The organism is Grimontia indica, assembly GCF_000333895.2.
In the GTDB taxonomy this organism is placed as follows: Bacteria; Pseudomonadota; Gammaproteobacteria; order Enterobacterales; family Vibrionaceae; genus Enterovibrio; species Enterovibrio indicus.
Genome location: NZ_ANFM02000007.1, coordinates 71,237 through 82,084, shown reverse-complemented (window position 1 = coordinate 82,084; position 10,848 = coordinate 71,237). Strand labels below are relative to the sequence as shown.

General features: G+C 48.0%; 11 protein-coding genes. 6 read left to right on the top strand and 5 right to left on the bottom strand.

Annotation, left to right across the window (positions count from 1 at the left end):
* Window positions 1-360: 360 nt before the first annotated feature.
* Window positions 361-912 (bottom strand): D-glycero-beta-D-manno-heptose 1,7-bisphosphate 7-phosphatase, encoded by a 552-nt coding sequence (gene gmhB, locus D515_RS04535; protein WP_002536423.1) that lies wholly within the window; start codon window positions 910-912, stop codon window positions 361-363.
* 128 nt (window positions 913-1,040) lie between these two features.
* On the opposite strand from gmhB, the gene tsaA reads away from it, so the two are divergent.
* Together tsaA and D515_RS04525 are read left to right on the top strand one after the other, a co-directional pair.
* Complete coding sequence (gene tsaA / locus D515_RS04530; protein WP_002536422.1) at window positions 1,041-1,745, top strand: tRNA (N6-threonylcarbamoyladenosine(37)-N6)-methyltransferase TrmO; 705 nt, start codon at window positions 1,041-1,043, stop codon at window positions 1,743-1,745.
* A gap of 66 nt (window positions 1,746-1,811) precedes the next feature.
* The gene (locus tag D515_RS04525) at window positions 1,812-3,527 is read left to right on the top strand and encodes a proline--tRNA ligase (RefSeq protein WP_002536421.1); all 1,716 of its coding nucleotides are present in this window, start codon (window positions 1,812-1,814) and stop codon (window positions 3,525-3,527) included.
* Between the two features lie 45 nt (window positions 3,528-3,572).
* Here the strand turns inward: D515_RS04525 and D515_RS04520 are convergent, their stop codons facing one another.
* On the bottom strand, window positions 3,573-4,505 hold the full coding sequence (locus D515_RS04520) for a GGDEF domain-containing response regulator (protein ID WP_039849605.1): 933 nt from the start codon (window positions 4,503-4,505) through the stop codon (window positions 3,573-3,575).
* Between the two features lie 201 nt (window positions 4,506-4,706).
* Between D515_RS04520 and D515_RS04515 the strand changes: the two genes are divergently transcribed.
* The 4 genes from D515_RS04515 (at window position 4,707) to D515_RS04500 (ending at window position 7,297) form a co-directional block, all read left to right on the top strand.
* On the top strand, window positions 4,707-5,858 hold the full coding sequence (locus D515_RS04515) for a patatin-like phospholipase family protein (protein WP_002536419.1): 1,152 nt from the start codon (window positions 4,707-4,709) through the stop codon (window positions 5,856-5,858).
* Between the two features lie 102 nt (window positions 5,859-5,960).
* Entirely contained in the window at window positions 5,961-6,821 is an 861-nt protein-coding gene (locus tag D515_RS04510; RefSeq protein ID WP_002536418.1) for a GGDEF domain-containing protein, read from the top strand.
* An 81-nt stretch (window positions 6,822-6,902) separates the two neighbouring features.
* Window positions 6,903-7,109, top strand: coding sequence for a YaeP family protein (locus D515_RS04505; protein ID WP_002536417.1), 207 nt, complete (start codon window positions 6,903-6,905; stop codon window positions 7,107-7,109).
* On the top strand, window positions 7,109-7,297 hold the full coding sequence (locus D515_RS04500) for a DUF4250 domain-containing protein (protein WP_002536416.1): 189 nt from the start codon (window positions 7,109-7,111) through the stop codon (window positions 7,295-7,297). The genes D515_RS04505 and D515_RS04500 overlap by 1 nt, the downstream gene beginning before the upstream one ends.
* A 235-nt stretch (window positions 7,298-7,532) precedes the next feature.
* Here D515_RS04500 and D515_RS04495 read toward each other — a convergent pair whose 3' ends face one another.
* The 3 genes from D515_RS04495 to tilS form a co-directional block, all read right to left on the bottom strand.
* Window positions 7,533-8,882, bottom strand: a complete 1,350-nt coding sequence (locus D515_RS04495) for a sodium-dependent transporter (RefSeq protein WP_002536414.1) — start codon at window positions 8,880-8,882, stop codon at window positions 7,533-7,535.
* A 211-nt stretch (window positions 8,883-9,093) separates the two neighbouring features.
* Entirely contained in the window at window positions 9,094-9,405 is a 312-nt protein-coding gene (locus tag D515_RS04490; protein WP_002536413.1) for a c-type cytochrome, read from the bottom strand.
* A gap of 56 nt (window positions 9,406-9,461) precedes the next feature.
* Window positions 9,462-10,793, bottom strand: coding sequence for a tRNA lysidine(34) synthetase TilS (gene tilS / locus D515_RS04485; RefSeq protein WP_002536411.1), 1,332 nt, complete (start codon window positions 10,791-10,793; stop codon window positions 9,462-9,464).
* Window positions 10,794-10,848: the final 55 nt, after the last annotated feature.

The following is a 10,848-nucleotide window of genomic DNA, read 5'->3' as shown; positions in this document are numbered from 1 at the left end:
GTTTGGTCACTCAGTAAACATCGATAAATCTTTTGTCTATCAATTACGAGTGCCCACACAGATTGCATAGGTCAAATTGTTAAAGAACGTGCTCAGCCTTGCTGAGCGGAGTGAGATTTAAACTCAACTCTTTTTTCGAGTCAAGCACTTTTGCTTTCCTCGTGTTAGCTGCGAACTTTGCCGTGCCAACGAGGAGCGCATTATAGGGAGAGATTTCTTGTTGGCAATACCTTTCTTATGAAAAAGTGGCTTTTTTTCTAAAAAAACGCTCAAGCGCTCAAAAGACAACCAAAGAGGCAAAAAAGCAGCCAATTTTGGCTGCTTTTTCTGTTTTTTTTAATCAGATTTTAATTTCAGATATCACTTTTTCAGGTATTCAGGCACATCAGCAATGCTATCAAGTACCGCTGTTGCCAGCTTTTCACCTTCTTCTGATACTGTCTTTCCAGTGCGAACCAGAATCTTGGTTGAAATACCTGCCGCTTCTGCAGCACGCATGTCGTCCGCCTTGTCCCCAATCATGACAGAGTTTTCCATGTCGATCTTGAGGAAGTCTCGCGCAGAGAAAAACATACCGGGTTTCGGTTTACGGCAATCACAATCTTGCTTGTATTTGTCATCACCATGTTCAGGGTGGTGCGGGCAGTAGTAGATACCGTCAAAGTCCACACCTTTGTCAGCGAAGTTCCAATCCATCCATTCCGTCAGGTTGAGAAATTCATCTTCCGTATAGTAGCCACGGGCGATACCAGACTGATTGGTCACGAGCACAAGGAGATAGCCCATTTCTTTCAATGCTCGGCAAGCATCGAAAACGCCATCTATATATTCAAAGTCATCTGTTGTACTGACATAACCGTGATCAACGTTGATCACACCATCTCTATCGACAAAAACCGCTGGTCTAGCCAAAACGCTACCCTCTATACACTATTACGCTGCGATTATGACACGCATTGCCAACGCAAGCATCCACGATTGTTAGGCCACCTTGACGAGTATGGTAAAGTTCCACCGATAGCCTAATGAGTAAAACCAACATGAAATATTCCCTGACGCCTGTCGGTCATATTGAATCCCCTTATAAAGAGAAATTCGCCGTCCCCCGTCAACCAGGACTTGCGCCAAGTGCTTTGGCATCTATCGTTTTAGAAGGCGAAGCATGCAATGAAGACACAGTGCGTGGTATTGAACAATTCTCGCACCTTTGGGTTCTTTTCTTGTTTGACCAAAACCTCGAGCAAGGTTGGACACCAACAGTCCGTCCTCCCCGCTTGGGTGGCAATGAGCGTATTGGCGTATTTGCTAGCCGCGCAACCTTCAGACCGAACGGTATCGGTATGTCGGTCGTGCCTTTGAAAGGGGTTCGTAAAGAAGGTGGCAAAATAATTATTGATATTGGGAGTTGCGATCTTGTTGATGGTACGCCAGTCGTCGACATCAAGCCTTATATCCCTTATTCGGATTCCATAGAAGAAGCTGCGGGTGGATATGCTGCAGAAGCGCCTCAAACACTCGATATCCAGTTTGACGCTCAACCTTTAGCATTTTTAGCCAAAGATAAAGACGGCCAAAATAAGCTGCAGGTGATTAGTGAAGTACTTGCACAGGATCCACGCCCAGCCTATAAAAAAGGAAAAGCCGATACCAAGGAGTATGCGGTCCACCTCTTTGACCTAAATGTGAAGTTTACCGTCGCTGAACCTGTAATCACCGTGACAGCAATAGAAGCCTTTGGCGAATAGGGTTCTCGCTGTTAATATGACGCCCTTATACCCTCCATACTGTAATTAGATAAACGGATAGCTTAGATGCGTACCAGTAAATACCTTCTTTCTACTTTGAAGGAAACGCCAAACGACGCAGAAGTGATCAGCCACCAGCTGATGCTGCGTGCCGGTATGATCCGCAAACTGGCTTCAGGTCTGTACACCTGGCTGCCAACCGGTTTGCGCGTACTGCAAAAGGTTGAAAACATCGTTCGTCAGGAAATCAACAACGCAGGTGCGATTGAAACTCTGATGCCCGTAGTTCAGCCGTTTGAGCTATGGGAAGAAACAGGCCGCTCTGAAAAGATGGGTCCTGAACTACTTCGCTTCACTGACCGCCACGAGCGTCCGTTTGTTCTGAGCCCGACGGCAGAAGAAGTGATCACTTCTCTTGTTCGCAACGAAGTGAACTCATACAAGCAACTGCCTCTGAACCTGTATCAGATCCAGACCAAGTTCCGTGATGAAGTGCGTCCGCGCTTCGGTGTGATGCGTGCGCGTGAATTCTCGATGATGGATGCGTACAGCTTCGACATCGACAAAGAAGGCTTGCAGAAGTCATACGATGCGATGCACGTTGCTTACTGTGCGGCATTTGACCGTATGGGTCTGGATTACCGTCCAGTGCTGGCTGACACAGGTGCTATTGGTGGTTCTGCTTCACACGAATTCCACGTTCTGGCAAACAGCGGTGAAGATACCATCGCATTCTCTACTGAGTCTGATTACGCTGCGAACGTTGAAATGGCAGAAGCCGTTGCACCTGCAGGTGAACGCGCTGCACCAACTCAGGAAATGACGCTGGTAGATACACCTGATGCGAAAACCATCGCTCAGCTTGTGGAGCAGTTTGACCTGCCAATCGAGAAAACCGTTAAGACACTGTTCGTGAAAGCGTCTGACGCTGTTGATGCTGATCTGGTTGCGCTGCTGGTTCGTGGCGACCACGAACTTAACGAAATCAAAGCTGAGAAGCTTCCACAAGTTGAGATGCCGCTACAATTCGCGACCGAAGAAGAAATTCGTGCGCTTGTAAATGCAGGCCCTGGCTCACTGGGTCCAGTTAACCTGACCGTTCCTTTCATTGTTGACCGCAGTGTTGCAGCAATGAGTGATTTCGGCGCAGGTGCGAACATCGACGACAAACACTACTTCGGCATTAACTGGGGTCGTGACGTTGAGCTGGGTGAAGTGGCTGATATCCGTAACGTGGTTGAAGGTGACCCAAGCCCATGTGGTCAAGGCACTATCCTTCTGAAGCGTGGCATCGAAGTGGGTCACATCTTCCAGTTAGGTACTAACTACTCTGAGAAGATGAACTGCGGCGTACTGGGTGCTGACGGTAAGAACACCATTCTGGAAATGGGTTGTTACGGCATCGGCGTTTCACGTGTTGTGGCCGCGGCCATTGAGCAGAACCACGACGAAAACGGCATCATCTGGCCAGATGCGATTGCACCGTTTACCGTTGCTATTGTTCCAATGAACATGCACAAATCTGAGCGCGTTAAAGAAGCAGCAGAAAAATTGTACGCTGATCTGACCGCAGCGGGCGTTGAAGTTCTGTTCGATGACCGAAAAGAACGCCCAGGTGTGATGTTCTCTGACATGGAACTAACGGGTGTGCCACACACTATCATCATCGGTGAGCGCAGCATGGACAACGGCGTGTTTGAATACAAGCACCGTCGTGACGGCGAAAAAGTGCCGGTTGAGATGGAAAACATGGTTGAGTTCGTGAAAGCGAAACTGGCTTAATTCCGCTAACTGAATTGAAAGCGCCTCCCATTGGAGGCGCTTTTTTTATACGCAATTATCAAAGAACGTAACGAGGTTCCGTCCCCGCTCTTTTGATTGGTATAGCGCCTTGTCCGCATGGCTAAAATAATCTTCAACCCGCTCCACTTTCTCTCCCGGAATAACAAAGGTCGCCCCAAAGCTCATGGTGACAGAGATAAATTGTCCTTGATACTCAAAGCTATGCGCTTCAATCGCCTGCCGTATCCTTTCTAGTACTTTATGAGCTCGCCCTGCATCTTTAACACTGAAAAGTAACAGGAACTCCTCCCCTCCAATACGACCCACTCTGTCATAGGGGCGTAATTGGCGACTAAAAATCTCGCCTAATTGACGTAAAATCGCATCCCCAGCGGGATGACCATGCTCGTCATTAATGCGTTTAAACCAGTCAATATCACAAACCGCAAAACAAAGCCGGCTATCCGTTCGCATCGCCCGTGAGAAATCTTCATGAACGCGTTCGAACAACGCGCGCCGGTTTAAAAGCCCGGTGAGCTCATCAAAGCTCGCAAGGTGGTCAAGACGGGTCATAGCATCCACGAGTCTCGCTTGTAACTCGAGCGTTCTGCGTCCAACTTCGATTCGGGCTTTCAGCACCTGAGTATTGAAAGGCTTGGTTACGAAGTCATTCGCGCCTTGATTTAGACCTTCAGCGATATGCTCTGCCGTGTCTCTTGCGGTGCAAATAATGATGTAAGGTGGATTTGACGTGTCGATCTGACGAATTTTCTGACAGAGTTCAATACCACTATACCCAGGCATTTCCCAATCAAGCAGCAATAAAGAAGGCGGCTCTGGCTGCATAATGTACTCAAGCGCTTCAACACCGTCATGCGCGACGATAACCTCAACGCCCCACTTTTGAAGTAATACTTCTACCAGCTTGGCCGAAGCCTTGTCATCATCAGCAATAAGGACGCGAACAGAAAATGCCATCTCATACTCTTTATGAATATTGTTGAATTGAAATATACCATCTGTCGTTCTCTTACTAAGAAGCGATGACAAAACCATCAGTGTCTTTTAGCTCTAGCTCACAATCGGTCGGTAACGTCCGGTAAATCAAAGAGATCAAAACGTCATAAGCACGGCTTCTAGTTCATACTTAAATAACGAGATATCAAGCAGGTAACGATTATGGCGTCCAGCGCGCACTCCAATACTCCACGCAAAACCACCGCCCTTTTACTCACGGGTGGCGGTGCACGCGCGGCGTATCAGATTGGCGTGTTGAAGGCGATCGCTGAATGGTATCCAAGGGTGCATCACAGCCCCTTTACCATTTATTGTGGTACGTCTGCCGGTGCGTTGAATGCCACCTCTCTTGCCTGCCATACGTCATGTTTCCGACTTGGCGTCAAAAAACTGTCTTGGCTTTGGGCCAACCTGACAACCAAGGATGTCTTCCAAAGCTCCTTTTCTGGCATGTTTCATCATATCGGCAGACAAGGCTTTGCCCGCATGCAAGCCAAGTATCACTGCGCGCCTCCCTTTGGCCTTCTCGACAACCGGCCACTGCGCGGATTGCTTAATAATGTATTGAATTACAGTAAGATAGAGCATCAAATTCTTGCGGGGAATTTAAGAGGGCTCGCCATTACTGCCTCAAACTACCAGACCAGTAAATCCGTGACCTTCTATCAAGGACAATCTTGCATTGAACCCTGGGCCCGCTCCCGCGCTATTGGTATTCCTTGCCAGATAACGACTGAGCACTTGCTGGCATCTTCTGCCATCCCTATCGTTTTCCCTGCTTCGCAAATCGGGCACAACTATTACGGTGATGGCTCAGTTCACCAAATCGCGCCGCTCCGACCTGCATTGAAAATGGGGGCTGATAAGGTTTTGATAATCGACTTGAACCCTAAACGTTCCCAAAAGAATCATGCCCTTGCACAAGCGCCAGGCTTAGCGAGTCTGGGTGGGCACTTAATGGATGCTATATTTGCTGACACGCTTTCCGCTGATCTGGAACATTTAGAACGCATGAATGCTCTAGTCGGCGCCATGGCAAAATCTAAAGCTGAAAAATTGGCACTGCGGCAAGTCGATGCCTTCCACCTTTCACCTTCTGAACCTTTTGAGCCTTTGGTTGAACGCTACTACTGTCATATGCCTACTGCAGTAAGAGGTCTGATGAGAGTTCTAGGCATCAGTCCTGTTGAAGATGCGGCCATCACCAGTTATCTGCTGTTTGAGCCGAAATATATCAACCACTTAATTGACATGGGCTACCAAGACGCTCAGAATCGTCGATCCGATTTAGCAGCCTTTCTCTCTGACGAGTAATCCCTGCTCACTGAAGAAGCACAGAAGCACCACCAAAACTGGAACGCTTTTTGCTTTTGTTGTTTAAAGCATAAACAGTGATAGTTATAGGTTTCTGAAGCAATGTCGACGAGCACTCAACTGGAACAGATTAAAAAAGCGGCGATTCAATCTCGCCGTGTTCCGCTGGGTGCTGATCAGCGCTTAATGGTGTTGCAGAAGCTTCAGGGACGCCTGGAAATTGATCCCTTATTCGAAGTGTTCACCCGGGAACTGGAAAAGCAAATCGATATCACCCGCCTGATTTGGGAGCATGACGAAATCTCCCACATCGTCCGCCGAGGTGGAACCTCTGACTATCGACAAACCTTCTCACTCAAGTTCGCAAATAACTCTTTGGGTATGCTCCAATACAGCACACCTTATAAACTTGATGATGATGAAATAGCGCTTATTCATACCTACCACCGTCTGCTTGCAGGCCCTCTAAGCAACGCCATTGAATACAACCGTGTTCGTAACCTCGCGTTGCTTGATAGCTTAACCGGATTAAACAACCGAACCAGTTTTGAGCAGGATCTTCGCCAGTCGATTGCGATGACAGAGCGAAATGATCACGGCCTCATCCTGATGATATTCGATATGGATAACTTCAAGCAGGTCAACGACACGTACGGCCATCTTGATGGTGATAAAGTGCTGCGCCGTTTCTCACTGCTACTTAAAGAAGCCATTCGTGCCTCAGATCGTTGTTACCGATTAGGCGGTGACGAATTCGCGGTTATCCTGACGCCGGCAACACGCGAATCGGCACAGTTGGTCAATGAGCGTTTGAAATCCCTCATAGCAAAAGATCCACTGCTGACTGCGCACAATATTTCCAGCTCTGTGGGGTGCTCGGCATATCGTCAGGGTGACAGCAATGTATCCATGTTTGAACGCGCTGACCGCGGTATGTACCGTAATAAACATAAACGCCGCTAAGCCACGTTTCATCATGCTTTCAGGCTCCATTGCGGAGCCTTTTTGCGTTATATTGGCAGCAGTTTTTTTCAAGGAGTGGCTATGAAAGTCTACGATTGTTGCGATTTGATCCGTCAGCGTTATTCAGAAATTGGCAGTGGCGAACAAGGTTATATTCCTAGCGCTATCGCATGTGCTGTTCGCGCATTGGACGCTGTGGCGTCTGATGAAACGATTCCCGAAGAAAAGCGTGAGCAAGCCGCTTTCGCCGCTGCTAACCTGCTGATCAGTGACCACGAGGACGCATAATGGATCTCAAGAACTTTGAAGGTATGGATACCATCATGCTGATGAGTATCGTGAACATGAAGTTACGAGACGATTTTTCTTCTTTGGAAGAGTTGGTGAAGTACTTCGATATTGATGCCGAAGCCCTGAAAGCAAAACTTGCGACTGCTGGTTTCGAGTACATGGCTGATCAAAACCAGTTCCGCTAATAGCATCAACACTCAATGGAAACGGAAGCGCGATGGCTTCCGTTTTTTATCCCTGCGTTTTACTCAACGCCTTTATACCAATCACAGTAAGTAGGTGATCAGAGATAGCGCAGGAAAAATGCTCGAGAACAAGGCGGAAAACTTCGATAAGTAGTTATTCTACAATCAAATTTTTCAACGCAGTTATCGAGCATTTTAACAAGCTAGGATGAGCAGATATTTACTACGATTGGTATTAAACCAATGACATCCAAATCACAGCAATAACCAGAACTGGACAGACAAACTTCACGTACAAAGGCCAAACTTTCCAGAACAGACCTAGCTCGATATCGTCATAGCCCTGACGAAGCTCCTTGAGCTTCTGGGTACGCTTCCACACCCAACCGCCATACAGACAGAACAACAGTGCCGCTATTGGCTGGAAGTATTGTGTCGCGATCGTCGCAACCAGACCAAACAGCTCGCCAAAGTTAAACACTATCACCGCACTGAAAGCAGCGATAACACCACCCAACAACCAGCTGGCAGTTGAGCGTTGAGTACCAAGGCGTTCACTCATTAGCGCAACAGGACATTCAAGCATAGAGATTGAGGAGGTTAGCGCCGCAATCGTCATCAGCAAGAAGAAGACAAAGGCAACCAATGTCCCGACGACACCAAGCCCTTGAAACAGCATCGGCAGCACATCAAACACCAGTGTTGAAGAGCTCAGCAATGCACCGTTGGCATCGTAGATCTCTACGCCCTGACGCATGGCTGCAAACATAGCAGGCAGGATCACCAGACCAGCAATCACCGCCACTGCGGTATCCACTAGGGTGACATTCAGCGCCATTTTTGGCAGGTTCTCTTTGCGGCTAAGGTACGAACCGTAAATCAACATGGAACAGCCGCCAATGGTCAGAGAGAAGAAGCCTTGCCCCATCGCGGCCAGAATAAGATCGCTATCCATCACTTTGGAAAAGTCAGGGATGAGGTAATGTACCAAGCCTTCAGTCGCCCCTGGCAATGTCATCACATAAATGAAAAGCACAGCGAACAGAATGAAAAGTGCTGGCATCAGGCGTGTTGACCATTTCTCGATACCTTCTTTCACACCCGCCTGAACTATCAAGATGGTCAGCAGATAGAAAAGACCCGCACCCAAAAGATTTCGTTCAACCGAGAAGCCCTTCAACCAGATTGCAGTGTCATGAAGCCCAATAAGCTCTGCACCTGCGGCAAGCAAGTAAGAAATTAGCCAGCCACCGACGATGCTATAAAAAGCCAAAACCAGACAAGGCACCATCAGGCCGATAAGACCTACACCACCCCCGAGCGTTTTTGATAACGAAGATCGTCCCAGCTTTCTCATGCTGTCGATCGGGTTTGCCTGACCATGACGCCCAATCGCCATTTCAACCACCAGCATAGGGTAGGCAACGATGAGGATCATCAAAAGGTAGACTAAAAGAAAGGCACCACCACCGTTACTTGCTGCTTGTGTTGGGAATCCCCAGATATTACCCAGCCCCACTGCAGCACCGGCTGCTGCTAAAACGAAACCGAGTCTGGAACTAAAGTGCTCGCGTCCTGCTGCCATTGTTTTAACCTCTCACAATGTATCAGTGAGCTAGTACAATAGTAAAACCTGAATTTTCCTGCAATAGCAGAAAGTTTGATCGAGCAAAAAACAATCAGGCAAAATAAAATATTGCGATCTGTCGTTAGGCAATTATCTTCTTCAACCAACTGTCAGGCATAAAAAAGCCACGGCATCGTCCGTGGCTTTCAATTTATATTTGTCGGAGCGACTATTTCATCTGCGCAAAGTACGCAGCCAAATTCGCCATGTCAGCATCACTCAACATGTCAGCCTGCGGCTTCATGATCATCGCCTGCGCGCCGGTACGTTCGCCGCTTTTGTATGCTTTCAACGCAGAAACCAGATATTGCTCATTCTGGCCTGCAAGATTTGGGTAGCCTGGGATCATCGCAATACCATTTGCTCCATGGCATGCTGCACAAATCGCTGCTTTGGCTTTGCCGGCTTCTGCATCTCCTGCAGCAAATGAAGGCGCAGCCATCATCATGGCAGCCAGACCTAAAGGTAACAGTTGTTTCATCGCTTCCTCGCTTTATTGTTTTCCAGTTTTGTTAAATTGTTGCACGTAAAAGCTATTCACGCATTTAATGTATGGCATTTGTGCCAGACAAGCTCACACTCATCGCCCACATAGTCTTCACAAACAAACAGGTCACCGACAGCAGCTATCGTCTCTCCATAGAACAAGATAGGCGTTCTTCGACGAAGCCAGCTCGGTACCCCATATTCCTGAAAAAGCTTTTTGAGTTTCCGCTTCCCTTGCCTGCTGGCAGGTCGGGCAAACCAACCTTCAGGGTCAAAGCCAACACTTATTTCTTCATCCTTCATGGGCGCACGAATCCTGATACCCCGGTCATTGCTCGGCGCAGACACTATCTCCAGTTCCCCAAGGTTATCAGGCAATGAAATCTTTCTGTTCACCACCAATGACGCTGTCCAGTCTGAGACATCCTGATAATGTGCAACAAACCAGAGTTTCCCCTGATATCTCCGCACTTCGCCTTGAGCCACTTTGAGAACTGGATTGGCGTCAGGCCCAGCTTCTATCACTGATGAAAACACTTGCTCAAGCTGTGCTTTTGACAAAGAGAGCCTTCCTGCATACTTTAACCAGCGCCTGACCAACGCACTTTGTAATATCGGAGAGTATTCTTTTGTCTTGCCGATGTTCAAACTGCCGTCAGTTCCCATCACTTCAGCATCGTATTGAACCAACAGTTCATCAAGCAGGGTTTCCTGTTCAGCACAATGCAGAGCTGTACGGTTGATCGCTTTAACTAAACCCGGCCATCGCTCAGAAGCCATGGGGAGCCATTCTTGTCTGATAAAATTACGGTCAAACCGACTATCCAGATTGCTTTCGTCTTCTATCCAGATAAGCCCCTGAGATTCAGCATATTCCTCAATGGCTTTTCTGTTTGCCTCAAGTAAGGGACGGCATAACACGGCATGTTGCATTGGACGGGTTTCTGGCATAGCAGCCAACCCCGCAGGGCCACTACCACGTTTAAGCGCCAGTAAAAAGGTTTCGGCCTGATCATCGGCATGCTGACCGGTCAATACCAGTGCATTGTCATCTACTGAGTTCAAAATGGCCTGATAGCGTGCCTCTCTGGCTGCTTTCTCAAGGCTTTCGCCTCGATGGTTCAAGGTCACCCGAATTCCCTTAAACGCAAAATCAGCGTCACTGGCCCAACGCTCACATTGTGCCATCCAATCATCTGCATTTGGGCTCAAACCATGATGAACATGAACCACCAAATAGGCGTGCTGGGGATGAGTGTCCCGATAAGTGGCGAGCAAATCAAGCATTACGCGTGAATCCACGCCGCCACTTAAAGCCAGCACGATCTGGCGGGGTACTGGCGTGTACCTATCGAGGACATTTTCAAACAGGGAGAACAGCATAGACACTTCGAGAAAGACGATTTTTTCGAATCATAGCATCAGATACGAAAAAAGG

Coding starts and splice junctions, on each gene's coding strand:
- tsaA (WP_002536422.1), top strand. CDS start 1,041: ATGAAATATTCCCTGACGCCTGTCGGTCATATTGAATCCCCTTATAAA.
- D515_RS04525 (WP_002536421.1), top strand. CDS start 1,812: ATGCGTACCAGTAAATACCTTCTTTCTACTTTGAAGGAAACGCCAAAC.
- D515_RS04520 (WP_039849605.1), bottom strand. CDS start 4,505: ATGGCATTTTCTGTTCGCGTCCTTATTGCTGATGATGACAAGGCTTCG.
- D515_RS04515 (WP_002536419.1), top strand. CDS start 4,707: ATGGCGTCCAGCGCGCACTCCAATACTCCACGCAAAACCACCGCCCTT.
- D515_RS04510 (WP_002536418.1), top strand. CDS start 5,961: ATGTCGACGAGCACTCAACTGGAACAGATTAAAAAAGCGGCGATTCAA.
- D515_RS04505 (WP_002536417.1), top strand. CDS start 6,903: ATGAAAGTCTACGATTGTTGCGATTTGATCCGTCAGCGTTATTCAGAA.
- D515_RS04500 (WP_002536416.1), top strand. CDS start 7,109: ATGGATCTCAAGAACTTTGAAGGTATGGATACCATCATGCTGATGAGT.
- D515_RS04495 (WP_002536414.1), bottom strand. CDS start 8,882: ATGGCAGCAGGACGCGAGCACTTTAGTTCCAGACTCGGTTTCGTTTTA.
- D515_RS04490 (WP_002536413.1), bottom strand. CDS start 9,405: ATGAAACAACTGTTACCTTTAGGTCTGGCTGCCATGATGATGGCTGCG.
- tilS (WP_002536411.1), bottom strand. CDS start 10,793: ATGCTGTTCTCCCTGTTTGAAAATGTCCTCGATAGGTACACGCCAGTA.